Raw genomic sequence first — 18,213 nt, forward strand, 5'->3', positions numbered from 1 at the left:
TTTTCATTTGAAAAAAAATGATAACCCTCCATTGGAATAAAAAAGGTCTGCAGTTTACGGCTGAAGACGAGGAACACCATCAAATCATCGTTGATACCGATATCCAATCCGGTGGACTAAATCAGGGTTTTAAGCCCATGGATCTACTCCTCGTAGCCCTTGCCGGCTGCATGGGAATGGACATTGTAGCAATACTTCAGAAAAAAGGTGGAAAAATAGATTCTTTCAGAATGGTATTAAAAGGCGAAAAGAATTCTGAACATCCCAGAAGGTATTTAAGAATAATCTACGAAATTGAATGCAAGGGCGATTACCGGCGGGAAGACCTAATAAGGTCTTTTGAACTTTCCCGGGATAAGTACTGTTCGGTTTTGGCAACACTGAAAAATCCTCCGCAATTTGAGTTTAACATAATATAGATCTGAAACAATATACTAAATTTTAGCATAAATATTCAATTATCCCCTGCCCGCCGATCCAAAAAGGATTATTTTTTCTTTTACCACCCCTTTTATCACGGCTCGGGCATGGTTTAATATCCGGCGCGGGTCGAACTCCTCAGGAGTTCTGAATAAAAATTCCCGAATCGCCGCAGTGAAGGCGATTCTGATATCGGTATCCACATTGATCTTGGTGATACCATTTTTGACAGCCTCTTTTATCAAACGGTCAGGGACGCCTTTTGTTTTTTCTATCCGCGCGCCAAATTTATTTGCGTAACGAATCCATTTGGGTTTTACTCCAGAGGCACCATGAAGAACCAGAGGAATTTCCACCTGGGCAGCGATCGCTTTTAGAATATCAATCCGCAATCTGGGTTTGCCTTTAAATTTATGGGCACCGTGGGCAGTCCCTATAGCAATAGCCAGGGCGTCACACTCTGAAAGCCGGACAAACCTCGCTGCTTCATCAGGATCACTATACAGCAGATGTGCAGGCTTCATATCATCCTCAATCCCGGCGAGTTGGCCAATCTCAGCCTCAACTGATATCCCCTTTTTGTGCGCATATTTAACGACTTTTTTTGTTAAGTTTAAATTTTCTTTAAATGGCAGATAGGAACCATCTATCATCACCGAGGTAAATCCAGCATCAATACATTTTTTTATCAAATCGAAATCTCTCCCATGATCCAGATGGAGCACCACAGGAATCCTGGATCTTTCGGCTATGCTATATACAATCTGGACGATCGTTGACAATCCAGAATAATTTATTGCTTTTTCACTTACCCCAATAATCACCGGCGCATTTAATTCCTCAGCAGCCTGAACAATTGCCTGAGTTATTTCCATATTGGAGGTGTTAAAATGTCCTACCGCATATTTTTTCTCTCGCGCCTGAGGAAGCACCTTGTTTAAATTGACGATCATGATTACCTTCTCTTAATTCCCATGCTCCGATATATTCTCATTGCGTTTTGGTAATATTTTTTCATCTCAGACCGTCGTCGTATAAACCCCAAAAATCGGGCATACTCATAATAAACATCGGCTAAGAGTTTTTTGAATCTATTCTTCTCACAAAGTAAGATCGCTTCTTGAAAATTCTTTTCGGCATTCAAAGGATCAGTCTTGTTAAGGAAAATACCGAAGTTTAATAGACAATATACCTTCAATTCTGCGGAATTAATCAGATTTGCAATCTCCTGGGCAGCATTTAAAAATTTCTTGGATTCATCAAATTTGCCCTGCTTGAATTTTAAATATCCAAGAGTGTTTAATACCATTCCAATGGCAAATTTATTTCCCACATTTTCAAATAACCGGCGCGCCTGCTCCAGATATCTTTGGGCAAGCTTCAAATTTCCCATCTCGGTATAAATTCTCCCCAAGTTATAAGAGGCCATGGCGATATCTCTCCGGGCATTGAGCTGTTGGGCGATTCGAAGATATTTTTTAAACAATTCCATCGCCTTTTTGAACTTAAATTGATGGTAATATATCTCCCCTAAATTACCATAGGCAATCGCCACGCCCTGCTTCTCCCCCAGTTTTCTACTTATTTTCAGATATTGCTCAAAAGACTCAAGTGCTCTCTGATAGTCTCCTTCATTGAAATAAACTATACCAATGTTGTTTATGGCGGTCCCAACTCCAGATTTATCGCCCAGTTCTTCGGAAATTTTTAAAAATTTATGATAAAAATCGATCGCCACCCGGGAATCACCTTTATCCTGATAGACATTTCCCAAATTACAATACGCGATACCGATGTTATGTTTATCCTCCAGTTCTTCACTAATTTTTAAATACATCGTAAAGGCATCAATTGCCTTGTCGTATTCGCCCTGCATCCGATAGGCTATACCCAAGGTATTGTAGATCAACCGCTGGCCCCGGAATTCACCAATCTCATGGGCAATGGTCAGGGCTCTTTCACATAATGCGATTGCCTTCGCCGGTTCACCCTTCAATTGGTGTACGATCGCCAAATTGTTATAAGCAACCAACATGGTCTTTTTGAGGCCGGGATCTGAGGACCATTTTTTCACTTTTTTGATGATATTTATGGACTCCAGGGCTTTCTTTTCGGCGAGGTCGATCTTCCCTTTTATACGATAAAACCAACTTTCCCAACTGGAAATCTCCGAAAGTTCTTTTAAAATCAAAATGGACTGAGAATCTGAAATCCTTCTCAATTCCTTTCTTGCCTCGTGGAGATGTTTCATGGCTTTTTCGTAAATCCCCTGCCGGTAATAAATAAGTGCCTGATGTTTAAGACTGCGCGCCCATGTGAGCCGGTCGCTTTCCGCATACTTCTTTATACTTTGATAAGTCTCCAATGCATTTTTATAATCCCCAATCAATTCATAGACCGAACCGAGTTTTTCTTTAATGCGGACGATTCTTTGGGGCATGGTGGATGGTATTATGGAGAGACATCGCTGATAGATTTCAATCGCTGCATTATTCAAATAGAAATCTCTTTTTTTATCCCCGGCCTTCTCTAAATAATCCAATGCTTTTAACAACTCACCCCCAAGATAAAAATGGTGGGCAAGAGTATCGTAATACTCTTCAAGGTTAAACCCGAAAATCTTTTCAATTGCGAAACCGACTTTCTGATGATAGCTCTTTAATTCTTTTTTCAACAGCGAGTTATATACCGCATCCCGAATGAGCGTGTGGGTAAAGCCATATTTATTCTCCTCGGGCAGGCCGGTGCTTTCAATTATTTTAAAAATATTTTGATGGGTAAGAAAGAGTAGATTCTTATGTAAGCGTTCGCGGCTCGGGAGCAAGGCTTGGAGCAGTTTGAAAGAAAATTCCTCACCAATGACTGCAGCAATATTTACTATGGCTCTCAATTCGGGAGCGAGGCGGTCGACTTTGGTCATGATGAGTTCATCAAGACTGCGCGGCAGGGAAAAAGTGGCTCCGGAGGCCAAATAGGCACAGCCGTCTTTTATCTGGATCATATTTGTGTTACTAAGGTTTATAGCGAGTTCACTCAAATAAAATGGTATTGAACCCGATTTTTTCAGGAGCAGGGCCAATAATTCATCCTCAATTCTTTCACAATTAAAAATTTTTTTTAAGAGCGCAGCCGTCTCCTCCATCTCCAGAGGTTTTAGATTTAGCATGCTGAAATAAGGCAACTCTCCGGTCCGTCCGATATCAAACGAGGGTCGGTACAGGGCAATAAGCATAATGGGTTTGTAGCCAATGGTATGGGCCAGGGTATGCATAAAATTTATGGTTTCATTATCCACCCAGTGGCAATCATCAAAGATAATCACCAGAGGCCGGGAACGAGGATATTTCAAAATTAGCGAGTGGATCGCTTCCATTAATAAGCGACTCCGCTCCTCGGCAGGCATCGCCTCCAGCTGGCGGCGTTCAGTTTCAGTCAAATCAGCTGAAAGAAAGTACTTGTAAAATGAAATTTTTGTTCTTAAAACTGCATCATCAAGCTCCTCAATAGTTTTGGCAATCCGGCGCGCCATCGTCTCAGGAGAATCTTTTTCATTAATCCCAAATATCTTTTTGAGAATCTCCCTTAACACAAAATATGATGAGTTGCTGTGATACTCAATCCCTTTGCCCTCAATCACTACCGCATCCACACCCAATTGTCTTTTAAACTCATAAACAAGTTTCGTTTTACCGATTCCAGCCTCACCAACAATTCCCACAACCCTTCCTTTTCCATTTTTTACTTCTCCAAAGATTTTATTAAGATGTGCCATCTCATCACTTCTACCGATCAAAGGAATCTCCGCGATCTTCCGCAGGCTATAAGGAACTCTTACCCTGATCGGTGTAAAGACTTGTATCATGCCGCTTTTTCCTTTCACCGGAATCTTTTTTAACTTTCTATATACAATCTCCTGGCAGGTATGGCGGTAAACCTCTTCGCTCACATAAATCTTACCTCGGGGTGCTGCATTCTGGAGGCGCTGAGCGAGATTTACGGTATCACCCATTACAGTATAACCTCCGGGCCGGCCTAGGTCGCCCGTAGCTACAAGGCCATAGTTAATGCCAATTGAAAGTGCCAAATTCTGTTTCTTTTCAATATTAAAATCTTTAATCTCTTTCATCAAATCAATACTTGCAAGAACCGCACGCAAAGGATCATCTTCGTGCGCCACTGGCGCACCGAAAACAGCCATGATACAATCTCCGATGAATTTATCGACAAAGCCTTCGTATTTCTGGACTACTGTAGCCAGACGCTGGAGGCACTGGTCGATTAGATCTTTAACCTCTTCTGGATCCATTCTTTCTGCAAGCGGGGTAAATCCGGCGATATCTGCAAAGATCACCGCTACCGGACGTCGCTGACCGAATGTTTTTGTCAACTGCAATCCGCAGCGACTGCAAAAATTTGCCGATTCTGGATTGTTATAACCACACCTCGGGCAATTCATCTTTCCAGAAGGCTCTTGAGCTCATTAATTTCGTTTTTCAGAAGGTTTATCTTCAACTCTCCCTCTGAACCTTTTAAATAAGGTACCATCTTCAATGTTCTTTCCACATAATCAATCAAAGCTATGGCTTCATCAATGTAAATACGATTGATAACCTTCTTTCGCGCCTGCTGGAGCATCAGGTCAAGATAATCCAAAGAAAGCGGCAGGATACTGCGGGGTGATTTTTTTATTTCGAAGAGGAAGAGTTCCCCTTTATTATTATTTACCCTTCCGTCGGTCAGAAAATAAAATCCAGCCACATCAGAGGTCTCAGGTAGAGGAATTATTGCATCAAAGTAGGTAATATAGGACCGCGCGGATGTTGAATCCCATTTTGTGTTTCCAAAATTGTAATAAAGAATTACCTCCTGTGTAGGGATTTCGGGTTTTATCCGCACCAGCAGATCCGGAGAATTCTTTAAAAAATAAAGGCTCAATTGACCTATAATGAACAATAATAAACTCATGGGACCTCCTTTAACTCTTTACCCATCACATAGGCATCGGTGCCATCCAGGTAATAATTTTTTCTTAATTGGATGATCCGATACCCAAATTTTTTATATAATTTTATTGCCACCGTGTTATCCACTCTTACTTCCAAGTAGGCATAAAGACATTCCCTTTGTTTGCCTCTACGTTCCACTTCGGCAAGGAGCCGGGTTCCTATCCCCTGATGTTGATATTCCGGAGCGACTGCGACATTGGTGATATGTAACTCATCCAGAACCGAATCAGCAATTATGTACCCGCCTACTATTCCATCTTTTTCAGCAACAAGGGCGATAGTATCATTCTTGAGCAGATCATGTTCAAAAAAGGATCTCGGCCAGGGATTGGGAAACACTTTGCATTCAATCATGTAGACTTGGTCGATATCCGTGATCTTCATTTCTCTTATACTCCAAGTCATTCCTTTAATTTTGCCTCGGCTGAGGTCTTTTTAATGTAATGGGGCTCAAGCAACTCCGGGTCATCAAAGATTCCCATCTTTATCCGGCGTAGGGCGGTAAGAACGACTTTGGAGGCTGAAGGGCAAAATAAGGGTGATTCGCTGATGATTATCCTATTTTTATCTTTTCCCTGTGCAAAATCTTTTAATAACTGAACACCCGGACCTGCTATGATTATTTTTTCCTCCTTATATTTCTCCCAAGCAAATTTTAAAAAATCTTCAGGTTTAAATACTAAATCCTTGCTTATGCGACGGTGGCTCTTAAAAAGGGCGACGAATATCTCTTTCTGAAATGCCTCCATAACCGGCGCGATGAGATAATTGCTATCAATAAAATTAGAAAACGCTACTGTGTACGCAATCACTTCAAGAGTGTTGACAGCACAGATTGGGATTCTCCGGCTTAAAAAAAGTCCTTTAGCGAGTGCCAGCCCCACCCGTAAGGAAGTAAACATACCCGGTCCGATGGTCAAGGCGATGGCATCTATTTTCTCCACTCCATTTATCAAATCATGAACCACAAGAAAGAAATTACCGCTTTTTATATCACTACTGAAGATTCTATCCCCTGTTATCTCATAAAGTATCCTCGCTTCCTCACAGATACAGGTTGAAAATGATTTCGTGGAAGTATCAATTCCTAAGATCTTCAATTGTAATCTCCCTTTGATTTGACCGAATTATACGAAAAGAGATATAGAAGCCTGGTGTTAAACGACGCTCGAAATTCGGTATTCGATCTGCCCATTCAATTATGGTGATGCCACCTTGCGCATAATATTCTTCAAGGGGTAAGATATCACAATCTGCCTTATCGAGCCGATATAGATCGATATGGCTCACCTTAAACTTTCCAGTATATTCCGTAACGATAATAAAACTGGGGCTGGTCACCGGTTCTTTAATGCCTAACCCCTGACACACTCCCCGCGTAAAAGTAGTCTTCCCGCTTCCCAGATCCCCGCTGAGAAACAAGATATCGTCGGACCTTAACATCCGGGCAATCCTTCTACCAAGTTTTAATGTCTCAGCCGGTGAACCGGTAAGATATCTTCTAACCCGAGACATTTTTTTGGTATAATTGGAAGATACCATAAAGTATCAAGTCCTCATCTACCCGATCTATGCCGGTTATCAAGTGGGCAAAACGTGGCGCCCAGCCACCAGTTATTATTGTGCGATATTGCTTTTTATAGTTATTTTTTATCTCATCGATAAATCGCTCAATGGTAAACTTAGTACTGTTCAAAATACCCGACCGCACACATCCGGTGGTGTTTTTGCCGAGGAGATTGAATCGCCCGTTCAAAGAAATCTTGCTGATCAACGCAGTTTTCTGGGTTAAACTCCACAATTGCGTATCCGGTCCCGGTAGGATAATTCCTCCGCAGTGGATTCCTTCTTCTGTAACCACATCCCCAGTGATGGCAGTTCCCAAAGAGAAGATGATTATGTTGTCATGATACCGTAGATATCCACCATTGATAGCAGCAATTCGATCTGGACCCAAGTTGCCATATGCGATCTTCACGGGCATTTTTATCCGGGCATTTATAAAAAAAGGCTTTATGCCAAATCTACTTCTTAGATATTGGGTCAACATCTTGCTTACATTTGGTACCACCGAAGCAATTGCCACCCCTTCAATCTCCCTTTTTGCCAGCAAACGACCAATAATCTTTCTCTCAAAACCCTGCTGGGTGCGCCATCTTTGCGTATATACCAGACAGCCATTTTGGTAAAGACCAATGTGAACATTGGTATTCCCGATATCAAAAGTGCAAATCATAAAATCCTTACTACATCCCCTTGGCAAATTTTTCTAATAACTCCGTCTGCGGTCCGGATAATGAGGTTCCAATCTTCGTCAACATTATGGATGACACCGCGGATGGTCTCTTTTGATGATAATTTGACTTCCACCGGCTCGCCCACCCCACTAATATATTGATAAATCTCCGCCATATCAAATCTATCGCGCTGTAAAGCATCGTAAAGATTCCAGAAATTTGTTAAACATAAATTAAGTATTTCTTTCAGATTATAGGACTGACCGGTTTCTTTATACAAAGATGTGGCCTCGGTTAACCAAGATGGGAATTTTTTTATATTCACATTCAAACCAATCCCACAAATCACCGCGGTGTCTACCCGCTCACAAAGAATGCCACAAACTTTTTTCTGGTTAATCAATACATCGTTGGGCCAATGGATGGCAACATCAGTAAAATTCAACTCTTTCAAAGTTTCCACTACTGCCTGGCAGGATATCACAGGTAGCAGATGGATATTTTTTTCCGGAAAAACAAGAATAGAAAGATACATTCCTCCAGGTGGCGAATACCATTCCCTTTTCTGCCGACCTCGTCCTTTCGTCTGAGAATAGGCGAATACCGCAATTTCTCTCCGATTTTTGATCAACCTTTTCAAGACATCCTGGGTGGATGTAACCTGTTTAAATTTTAGGACTTCTCTTTTCATTGGTAGTAGTATATCTTTAAACTTGCACCTTCAAATGGTTTATGACCGGTTTTAATCCTCTGGGAATCCGGAGAAAACAAGTTACTACTCGCAATACTTATCACCAATCGATAATCTTGATTTTCCTCAATGAGTATTGGAGTAAAGGCATCGGCGATAAATTGATAAAGGGTATCAACCAGGACGATCGATGTGTTATCAATTTTATAAATCAGCGAATCGATTGTCAAGCGAACTTTTTTATAATTACCCGGGGTAATCGGTATATACCCATTGGTTATGCTCTGATAATTATCATCGTTTACAGAAACAGCGACCTGGGTGTTGCCTCTCCAGACCTCTATGAAATCTTTGCCCTGTAATGCTTCGATCTTTGTCACTTGAATTATTAAATCACCAAAAGTTCCATTGATGAGTGCTCCGTCATTAAAACCGAACTCCACACTTGCATTCGGGGCACAGGAAATAATTAAAATTATTAAAACAAAATAAAGTGATTTCATCAAAAACCTCCTTTGATTAAATTTTATCTTAAAATCGGGGTAAGTCAAGATAAAATCCTCCTACCCAGTGCTCCAAACCTGTGCAATGCTCAAGACCTCTCGCATCGAGAAAACACTCCATAGGTACTTAGAGAAGCTAAGTGTTTTTTAATTTATATTTTTTAAAAAACCCTCTAACCACCTTTCCTATTTCAACTAAAACCAAAACAATGGAAGATAAACCAATAGAAATTAATAACTCGGGGAGATTAAGGGGTTGGGTTTTAAATATTGGATTTAAAAACGGTAGATATATCACCGCCATCTGGGCGGAAAAAAGAATAATTGTTGAAATCACAAGAAAGGGATTGGATAATAAGCCTAAGGCAAATAATGATTTATCATCAGAACGGCAGGCAAAGGCATTACCCAATTGGCTCAGACACAAAACAGTGAAGACCATTGTCTGCCAGTGGCTGTCTATCTTTATTGCGATCGCCTGAGTCGCAAGGGTAACTCCTGACATGAGCAATCCTACCACCAGGATATAAAATCCCATCCCCCGGGCAAAGATGCCTTCCTGGGGCGGACGCGGTGGTCTTTTCATCAAATCTTTATCCGCAACTTCGGTGGCCAGTGCCAGAGAAGGTAGGCTATCGGTGATAAGATTTATCCAGAGTAGGTGGATGGGTAATAAAGGTAGGGGTAAACGGAAAAATGGCGCAAGGAAAATCGTGAGTATCTCCGCACAATTGCATGACATGATATACTTTATAAATTTCCTTATATTCTCGTAAATCCGCCGACCCTCACGCACGGCTTTTACAATAGTAGCAAAATTATCATCAAGAAGAATCATATGGGATGCCTCTTTACTAACTTCGGTTCCCATAATTCCCATAGCAACACCGATATTTGCCCGTTTCAGTGCCGGAGCATCATTCACTCCATCTCCGGTCATCGCCACATATTGACCTTTGTCCTGAAGTGCACGGACAATCTTCAACTTCTGCTCCGGAGCAACCCTTGCATAAACTCGGATATGTTCAACCCGCCTTTCGAATTCTTCAAGCGATAATTTATCTAATTCCTTCCCGGTGATAACTGCTTGGTTATCCTCATTCATAATGCCCAATTGATAGGCAATGGACCTCGCGGTAATGGGGTGATCACCGGTGATCATCACCGGGATTATCCCAGCAGTCTTACACTGTTGAATTGCTTCTTTTACTCCTTCTCTGGGTGGATCAATCATACCAACTAGGCCAAGGATAATTAGGTTATTTTCAACATCTGCTGGGTTTAAATTAACCGGCATTTCTTGCCATTCACGCATTGCAATTGCCAGAACACGTAAACCATCGTTTGCCATCTTGAGATTCGCGGTGCTGAGAAATTGTAGTTCTTTTTTTATTTCACCATTGACGAGACAACCTATCGATCTTTCCATCAATACATCTATCGCACCTTTGGTAAATGCAAGTATTCTACCATCAACCATTTTATGAAAGGTAGTCATACACTTCCGTTCTGAATCAAAGGGAATTTCACCAATCCGCGGAAATTTTTTTATCAACTCCCGTTTATCGAATCCTGCCTCGTATGCCGCCCGACATAAGGCTATTTCGGTAGGGTCACCAATCATTTTACCATCCCTATCATACTGCGCATCATTACTAAGAGCAAGGGCAAGGAAGAATTCGGTATTTTTCTCGGCATAATCAACAAAATCTTCTTCTTTTATTATTTCGTTGTTGATACACACCTCACGGACGAACATCTTGTTCTGGGTGAGCGTCCCGGTTTTGTCAGAGCAGATGTAAGTCACTGAACCCAGTGTTTCCACAGCCGAGAGTTTTCGCATCAAGGCATTCTCTTGGACCATTTTCTTTGCCCCCAGCGCGAGGGTAATCGTGACCACCGCAGGTAAGGCTTCAGGAATTGCAGCCACTGCAAGGCTTACAGCGGTCAAAAACATTAAAGTAATCGACTCGCCCCGCAAAATTCCAAAAACAAAGACGAATCCACAGATGGTAAGAAAAATGATTGTCAGCCATTTACCGAATGAAGTGAGTCGCTGTTGCAATGGCGTCTTTAGCTCCTCCTCCTCTTGAATGAGCGTAGCGATTCTACCGATTTCGGTATTCATCCCAGTCGCTACCACAACCCCTATTCCGCGGCCATAGGTCACCAGGGTTCCTTTATATGCCATATTCTTTCTGTCACCTAAGGGCAGTTCAGGGTCATGAAGCACCGCGGTAGATTTTTCTACCGGAATTGATTCACCAGTGAGGGGTGCCTCATCAATCTTCAACTGTGCAACCTCAACCAATCTCATATCTGCAGGTACGATGTTACCAGCCTCAAGCAAAACGATATCGCCGGGTACAACTTCTGATGCCGGAATAGTGTAGATAATATTATTTCTACGGACATTGATGTTTGCCTGGGCTAATTTCTTTAATGCCGCAATGGCTTTTTCCGCTCGATATTCTTGAATAAACCCAATAAAACCATTGAGCACTACAATCACGATTATTGCAATTGTATCGATCGGTTCACCTATTATTCCGGAAATAATCGCTGCGCCGATGAGTATCAGAATCATAAAATCTGTAAACTGGGCAATCAACATTTCCCAAGTGGTCTTTTTCCTTGCCTCTTTTATTTCATTGGGTCCATATTTTTCCAAGCGAACCCTTGCCTCTTCGGAATTGAGACCCTGGAAATTGGTGCCGAGAGATTCAAAAACTCTATCGATTGGTAATGTGTGCCAAGTTTCTTTTACCATTCCCAAAAAGAATACCTATTTTTTAAGGGATGTCAATGATAGTAATTCTTGCCTGACTCTGGGAAATAATGATGAAGTTCACTCTTCATTTTGGTTACGCACCATCTTTAAATAGCGGTATATCTGGCGCTCCGACAATCCTAATTCCTTACAGGTCTTTTTAACATCCCGGCCGTTGGCAATAAAGACTTCAAAAATTAACTTTGCCTTATACTGGAGGACTTTTTCCTCCAGCGTCAGCGGCTTAGCGATTGCCAATCCCAAATCATCAATATCAATATACTCTTTTCGGCAACTTAGAAAAGCCTGCTCCAACATCTTTTCGAGTTGTCTTACATTGCCCGGATAATCAAAATTGAGCAGTGCTCTCTTCGCCCTCTCAGTTATTCCGGCGACAAATCCTTTGTGTCTTTCTTTTATCTTCCCCAGCAGATGCTCAATCAGTAGCGGAATTTCGTTCCGCCGTTCACGCAGCGGTGGAATTTCAATTTTGGGTGAATGAATCCGATAATACAAATCTTCTCTAAATTTTCCCTGGGTAATCATCTCCTCAAGATTGCGATTGGTCGCAAAAATAAAGCGGACATTCACCACCCGACCTTCGTTACTGCCTAAGGGAATGACCTTTTTATCCTCCAGCACGCGCAGCAATTTTGCCTGGACATTGAGAGGAAGTTCAGCAATTTCGTCAAAAAATACCGTCCCATTATTGGCAAATTCAATCTTGCCGATCTTATCATGACGGGCGTCTGTAAAGGCACCACGCTTGTAGCCAAACAGCTCGGATTCAAACAGATTCTCCGGGATTGCCGCACAGTTTACCACGACAAACTTCTCATGTGCCCGGTGACTTTCATTATGGATCGCAGAGGCGAGCAAATCTTTACCCGTGCCGCTCTCCCCAATAATCAAAAGATTGGTCTCCTGAACGGCGAGCTGGCGGGCAAATTTTTTAATACTTTCCAGACCGATGATATCTTCAAAAGTATAAGGGGCATGGAAGGGAACTTCTTTTTTGCTGCATGTTATCTGAGATGCCGGCTCAAAGATGAAAAGATATTTATCACTCCACTCTTTCCTCAATACAAAAAATTTCATATTCAAACTTTCGGATTCGAACAGGTCATTAACGATTGATTTGCGTTTGAGGATATTGGCACCAAATCTTCGGGTGATATTATCATTCGGGTCCAAAACTAATACCTTTTTTGCTCTTTCACTCAACCAGCAGATGTTACCCCGAGTATCGGTAACAACAAAAATGAGATTGAGCAACTTTGCAAGGTCGCTATAAAAATTGAATTCAAAATTTTTTTGATATTCCTGCTGAATTATCTCCGCCAGCATCTTTACCAGCATAAAAGTGTAGGGATGCCCCTTTCTTTCCGGATGAACAATGACGATGGTGCCCAGCAATTCATCTTTGTCTAAAATCGGTGCACAAAAGCAGGCACCGGATTGGAATATTTTTAGATAATACTCTTCACCCTCCACATAGACCGGCTTTTGGTGACGGATGGCAAGAGCCACCGCAGTAGTCCCCGCATCCTCTTCACGGAGTGAACCTCCTTCGCCCAACCCGATTTTTGTCCGACCCTCCAGAAGGCGTTGGGGACCTAGTTCTTTCAAAATAAAACCTTCTTTATCAGTTAAAACTAAAATTGAACCACAGAGTTTAAAGGACTCGCTACAAAGTTTCATGTAGGGTAAGGCGGAGTTTATCAGAGCATGATTGAGTTTCTGGCGCCGCATAAGTTCCGAGTGATTAAGGGAATTAGGAATATATGATTGATTGGGATTTAAACCCAATTTTCTACAGCGCTTTCTTGATTCTGCTATCCATTTCTCTCTTTCCGATAATCCACTCATATAATTCCTATCGTGTTTATTATATAAAAAAGCATAAGGCACCCGTTTAAAAATTTTTATTAAAGAAATAATAACATCTGGGGCCTTATATTATGGATGAATTATACATATTAGTGTAATATTGTCAATATGTTACTTTAAAAATTACCTTTAGAAAAATAATCCTGACAAAGCGCTTAGAATGGGTCGAGGATAAATTTGGTATGTCTAAAGGATTATCTTCGCATACAAGAATTTAAATTTTAGTGCCAATATACGCACAGCAACGCGTACAGATAGGGAGTCGATCATATTTCTGGAGAACCTTACGGAAATTTATCAATTTCGGACTGTTATTCCAGATTTCCATAAACGATTTTTCATGTAAGTTACCAAAGCAGAAGTTATTATTATTTGTGACTTCATTACACAGTACTACATCTCCATCTTCAGTAATATTTGCGAAAACCCACGGGCAGTAAACTTTTTTTTCTACTATGAAAACTTCAGGCTGAGTGTAGTATTTATTAAGTTCCTGTAAACTTAGTTTCTTTCCAACCCATATCAACCAATTGAATTTTTTGTCACTCCACCTGATATATTGGCAAAGTCGAGTAAAATCGATGGTGGTAAATTTCAGGTCTTCATAACTATTCTTTTTAGCAAAAAATAAACTATTTCCAAACTTTTGATTGTGTTCCTCTACATTCTTATTACTCAGAAAGTATTGCATGTGCCGGATCATCATATAATCAACCATCCGGGATTTTACCAATCTTTCAACTATCTCGAACAACTCTGGCAGGGCATACCAGTTCGCGGGTGAAACAGTGGTGGAAATGGCAATGAGCGGCCGGCTTCGGTATTTATTTAATTCCAAGATCCCCTCTATAGCCTTTTCAAAAGCCCTGTCAGTGTTTCGCACATAATTGTGAATCTCCCTTTTCCCATCGATTGATATTACTATCCCGCCGATGCCGGCAGCCATTATCTCTTTTGCCCTCTTTTTTAAAACATATCCATTCGTGGTAATTTCAGTATATAATTTTCTTTGGGTGGCATAATCAATTACATGACCGAGCCAGGGATACAGTGTTGGTTCGCCACCCCCGGCAAAGAGCAAACTGGTTCCAAAAGGCGCCAGGTTATCTATGGTTCTTTTTACTAAGTCTAAAGGAATAAATTTTACATTATTATTTATCCGATTTGATACCCGATAGGTACAGGTTCGACAATTATGATTACAGAGGTTTGTCAATGTAAAATTGACAATCGAGGGACCAGGGAGACCAGTGGTTTTGTGGAGATTGAAATATAGCACAGTCCTTTTTTTAAAACTTCTAACTACTAATTTCCAGTGACTTTTAAACTGGATAAATTTTCGCAAAAAGAATAGAAACTTCCACACGGTCATTTTTTATAAACACCAAGGAAGAGATTAAATGAATTGATAAGAAATTTAGTGCCAATCTTTATCGGTAAAAAACTAGGAATAAATCTTTCCACCAGTTTAAATCCAATCCGATGCAAAAGCTGATTGAGCGAGTCAAAAGAAGGACGGTAGCAGTGTTCAATCACATCGTAGAATATTTTATATTGAAGTTTTGAAAGTGTATTGCTTCTTAAGGGCATTTGAATAACAAACAATCCTTGATCCTTTAAACTCCCATAGATATTTTTTAGGGCATACTCGTAGTCATCTAAATGTTCAATTGTATTTATCGCCAAGATCACATCAAACTTACAGGTAAAAGGGATTGGCTCTTTGGTAATATCACACTCTTGGAAATTATTGGGATTATACTTTTTTGTCATTTCTTTTACTGCGAATTTGGATATATCAACTCCGTAAATTTCAAAGTCCCGGCAGAAAAATTTAAGAAGATTATCATTTCCAAAGCCGATCTCAAGAATTTTACCACTCTTCAATCTTTGGTAAACAATTCTTTTGATTTCCCGATTACGGATAGTATCTATATACCAGCGGTAAAATTTGCTTCGGAAATGGTTATTGAAATATTCTTCATCATAGTTAATCATAATTCTACGCGACTTCTTACATTATTGCAGATTCTTGCTCCATTATTTTAACAGAACCAATTTTTCAGTTAAAACATATTTCTTTGTTATTACTTTTAGAAAGTAAACCCCTGAAGATAAATTATGTGTTTCTAAGATGAATTCGGAATCGCTGGCTAAAAAATGATTGCTTCTTCCCACTAAACGTCCAGAGGAGTCAAAGAGTTTAATGGAGACATCGCCACCGTCAAGATTAGCGACTTTTAACTTAATAATTCCATCCTTAAGACTGGATCTGATAACCTTGATAGATCGTTCTTCTAAACCACCATCTTTTTCAACTTCTGAAGACCACGATATCACCGGCTCAGTATATTTTAAGAACACCAATCTAACCCAACCATTGCCATTTTTGTTGGCATCCGTAAAGTATCCATTACAGACCGTGGAAAACCCATCCCAGGGGTATTTAATCTCCCAACTTTTATCTCCACTCCATCCCGGATATCCATGGAGATGCCCGCCGAACCAACCGCCGATATGTTCTTTAAAAGCATTAAGAAAACCGGCGATGTTGTTGTATTCATTGACAGTAAAATTCCAGTAACCCCTGCTACTATCATCTCTTGGTGGAAATTCTACATAGAGCGGATGATGGGCGAAGATCAAAATGTTATCAGCCTTTTTATTTGGATAATCCCGGATATGATCCCGCCACCAGGCATAGGCACCATTTTCACCGAGTCGGGGATCATCTTTCTTTAATTCCATAACTGGTCCACGATATCCGGCATCCGTATATAACGAACAGACAAAAGCACTGGAATTACTATATATCCGAACCGAGGAAGCCTCGTCATTTCCAATGAAATTGCCATCGAGATTCCGGTCGTCATAAATAAATATTTCCTTTTTACCCCCGTAGTTTTCGTGTTCATAAATCTCTATGCGGCTACCGAGATAGCCGTTTTCTACTTCCATCGATGATACCTCATCATTGAGATTATAGTTCTCTAAGACATAAAACCCTGGACCGGTTGCTTCAAAAAATCCCTTATAATGACTATCCACATATAGCGTCACAGTGCAATTCCCCACAATCCGCACTGCCGAAATGATATCATTCCAGTTCGTTGGTTTTGGAAATGTCCAGCCTGTAGGATTATCACTGAGATCCGCATCATTAGCCCACAAGGTTAATTGATTATTATCATAGGTATCAATACCTGCTTCACTATAAAATATTGCGCCCCGACTGTTACAATTTTCTATTTTTATCGACGAGATCACATCGTTCCATCCGCTGGGCATGGAAGGTGAAAAATAGGTTTGATTTGCCGGAATATCATAGGTAAGACTTGCTCCTGAGAAGTTTGCATCTTTATAGAAAGTCACCCGGCAGGGACCATAAATTTTAAAGGAAGATATCGCATCATTGCCGATATAATTGCCGTAAAGATAACGGTCACTGGCAATAAATACTTCCTGTCTGTCTCCATAATTCGCATCTTTATACACAACCAGACGTCCCGAAAGCAATCCATTGGTAATTTTGATTGACGATGCTTTATCATTGAATTGGTATGTCGATGAACTCAAATCGGGTATGTTTGTTGAAGTCCTCACAATGCTTCCTTTATAATTGAGATCTTTATAGAGACGCACGGTGCAATTGCCTATTATTCTTATAGATGAAGCCCGGTCGTTGCCGATAAAAGAACCTTCCAGTGAGGGAATGCTGTTAAAAAAGGTTTGACTTCGTCCTTCATCAACTGTGGGATTATTGTGTTCATACAATACCACCCCCCGACTGTCACAATTTCTTATTTTTATGCTTGAAATTTTATCGTTTAAATCAAGTGCATATAACGCTCCTCCAGCATCTACACCCATGCCGTTGTTAGCATCGTCACGGGAGTTGAAATCAAGACAAACAAAATGCCAGTCACCGTAACCAGCATCAAAGGCAAAATCCTGGAAATAATTATAATGGTCCGGCTCCACCTCCCAATTCCAAATCGGCAGCGGACACTGAACAAAATTAGGCAGGATATTAAATAGATACTGATAGTGAGGTCCATAAATATTGTTGAAATAACTATCACTCAATTCTTCTGGAGCTTTATTATTCGCATCAATGTAAGGCCAGACATCATGATTACCAATGAGTGGAATCCAGGGGACCTGTAATGTGCTCAAAATTTCATAGGCTTTTCTTAATTCCGAAATCTCTGCACTTTCGGTTAAATCACCCAAGATGAAGACATATTTTATGTTATAAACATTTTTATAACTGTTGATCCAGTTCACGGTATTGCGTAATTTGAGCGCTGCATCTCCTTGATCGTAACCATAGGGTGCGTCATTCCATCCAGGTGTTCCATAATCAGGAATCGCATCTCCGATATGCGGATCTGCAATGATCGCAATCGCAAATTGGTTAGTCCCCCTGCCCAAATAAGGACCATAAATAATATTAGGCGCCTGAAGTTCATCACCCCAAGCAGAGATAAAAATTATTCCTGCTCCAAAAAGTATTATTCTTTTTATGAACATATGCTCTCCTTTCTAATAATTCCATTTAACTCCCTCCTCCTCTCTCCTTCTTTAACCCGCCCCGCCAGGAGGAAACAGCGGGGCGGAGGGGAGTGTGAAGGGGGAGGTTGTCCTTCACAGAAAAATTGATACTCGCAAGCTAAAACCCTGCCTACATTCAACC

Annotated in this window: 15 protein-coding genes; 1 reads left to right on the forward strand and 14 read right to left on the reverse strand. The window is 40.8% G+C overall.

From position 1 onward, the window contains the following. Positions 1–17 precede the first annotated feature (17 nt). Positions 18–419: an OsmC family protein gene (locus tag ABIL39_06555; GenBank protein MEO0165779.1), complete on the forward strand. Its 402-nt coding sequence runs from the start codon at positions 18–20 to the stop codon at positions 417–419. Positions 420–458: 39 nt separating this feature from the next. Here ABIL39_06555 and fba read toward each other — a convergent pair whose 3' ends face one another. From fba to ABIL39_06625, 14 genes are all read right to left on the reverse strand, one after another. Further along, on the reverse strand, positions 459–1,373 hold the full coding sequence (gene fba, locus ABIL39_06560; GenBank protein MEO0165780.1) for a class II fructose-1,6-bisphosphate aldolase: 915 nt from the start codon (positions 1,371–1,373) through the stop codon (positions 459–461). A gap of 2 nt (positions 1,374–1,375) precedes the next feature. Then, entirely contained in the window at positions 1,376–4,876 is a 3,501-nt protein-coding gene (locus tag ABIL39_06565) for a tetratricopeptide repeat protein (protein MEO0165781.1), read from the reverse strand. After that, positions 4,873–5,385, reverse strand: a complete 513-nt coding sequence (locus ABIL39_06570; protein ID MEO0165782.1) for a hypothetical protein — start codon at positions 5,383–5,385, stop codon at positions 4,873–4,875. The genes ABIL39_06565 and ABIL39_06570 overlap by 4 nt, the downstream gene beginning before the upstream one ends. Continuing rightward, positions 5,382–5,810 carry a ribosomal protein S18-alanine N-acetyltransferase gene (rimI, locus tag ABIL39_06575; GenBank protein MEO0165783.1) on the reverse strand — a complete coding sequence of 143 codons (429 nt, stop codon included), beginning with the start codon at positions 5,808–5,810 and terminating at the stop codon, positions 5,382–5,384. Before rimI ends, ABIL39_06570 begins: the two co-directional genes overlap by 4 nt. A gap of 17 nt (positions 5,811–5,827) precedes the next feature. After that, positions 5,828–6,526 (reverse strand): tRNA (adenosine(37)-N6)-threonylcarbamoyltransferase complex dimerization subunit type 1 TsaB, encoded by a 699-nt coding sequence (tsaB, locus tag ABIL39_06580; GenBank protein ID MEO0165784.1) that lies wholly within the window; start codon positions 6,524–6,526, stop codon positions 5,828–5,830. Further along, on the reverse strand, positions 6,507–6,941 hold the full coding sequence (gene tsaE, locus ABIL39_06585) for a tRNA (adenosine(37)-N6)-threonylcarbamoyltransferase complex ATPase subunit type 1 TsaE (protein ID MEO0165785.1): 435 nt from the start codon (positions 6,939–6,941) through the stop codon (positions 6,507–6,509). The genes tsaB and tsaE overlap by 20 nt, the downstream gene beginning before the upstream one ends. After that, a complete protein-coding gene (locus tag ABIL39_06590) occupies positions 6,928–7,662 on the reverse strand; it encodes a type III pantothenate kinase (protein ID MEO0165786.1) in 735 nt (244 codons plus the stop codon). The genes tsaE and ABIL39_06590 overlap by 14 nt, the downstream gene beginning before the upstream one ends. Next, on the reverse strand, positions 7,659–8,354 hold the full coding sequence (locus tag ABIL39_06595; GenBank protein ID MEO0165787.1) for a biotin--[acetyl-CoA-carboxylase] ligase: 696 nt from the start codon (positions 8,352–8,354) through the stop codon (positions 7,659–7,661). Before ABIL39_06595 ends, ABIL39_06590 begins: the two co-directional genes overlap by 4 nt. Then, positions 8,351–8,857 (reverse strand): hypothetical protein, encoded by a 507-nt coding sequence (locus ABIL39_06600; protein MEO0165788.1) that lies wholly within the window; start codon positions 8,855–8,857, stop codon positions 8,351–8,353. The genes ABIL39_06595 and ABIL39_06600 overlap by 4 nt, the downstream gene beginning before the upstream one ends. 136 nt (positions 8,858–8,993) lie before the next feature. After that, positions 8,994–11,627 (reverse strand): calcium-translocating P-type ATPase, PMCA-type, encoded by a 2,634-nt coding sequence (locus ABIL39_06605; GenBank protein MEO0165789.1) that lies wholly within the window; start codon positions 11,625–11,627, stop codon positions 8,994–8,996. Between the two features lie 78 nt (positions 11,628–11,705). Further along, a complete protein-coding gene (locus tag ABIL39_06610) occupies positions 11,706–13,496 on the reverse strand; it encodes a sigma 54-interacting transcriptional regulator (protein ID MEO0165790.1) in 1,791 nt (596 codons plus the stop codon). Positions 13,497–13,731: 235 nt separating this feature from the next. After that, the gene (locus ABIL39_06615) at positions 13,732–14,883 is read right to left on the reverse strand and encodes a radical SAM protein (protein ID MEO0165791.1); all 1,152 of its coding nucleotides are present in this window, start codon (positions 14,881–14,883) and stop codon (positions 13,732–13,734) included. Between the two features lie 2 nt (positions 14,884–14,885). Continuing rightward, positions 14,886–15,515, reverse strand: coding sequence for a class I SAM-dependent methyltransferase (locus tag ABIL39_06620; GenBank protein ID MEO0165792.1), 630 nt, complete (start codon positions 15,513–15,515; stop codon positions 14,886–14,888). A gap of 42 nt (positions 15,516–15,557) precedes the next feature. After that, on the reverse strand, positions 15,558–18,050 hold the full coding sequence (locus ABIL39_06625; GenBank protein MEO0165793.1) for a metallophosphoesterase: 2,493 nt from the start codon (positions 18,048–18,050) through the stop codon (positions 15,558–15,560). Between the last annotated feature and the right edge of the window lie 163 nt (positions 18,051–18,213).

This window comes from candidate division WOR-3 bacterium, assembly GCA_039802205.1.
Classification (GTDB): Bacteria; Hydrothermota; Tepidihabitantia; order SM23-42; family JAOAFX01; genus JAOAFX01.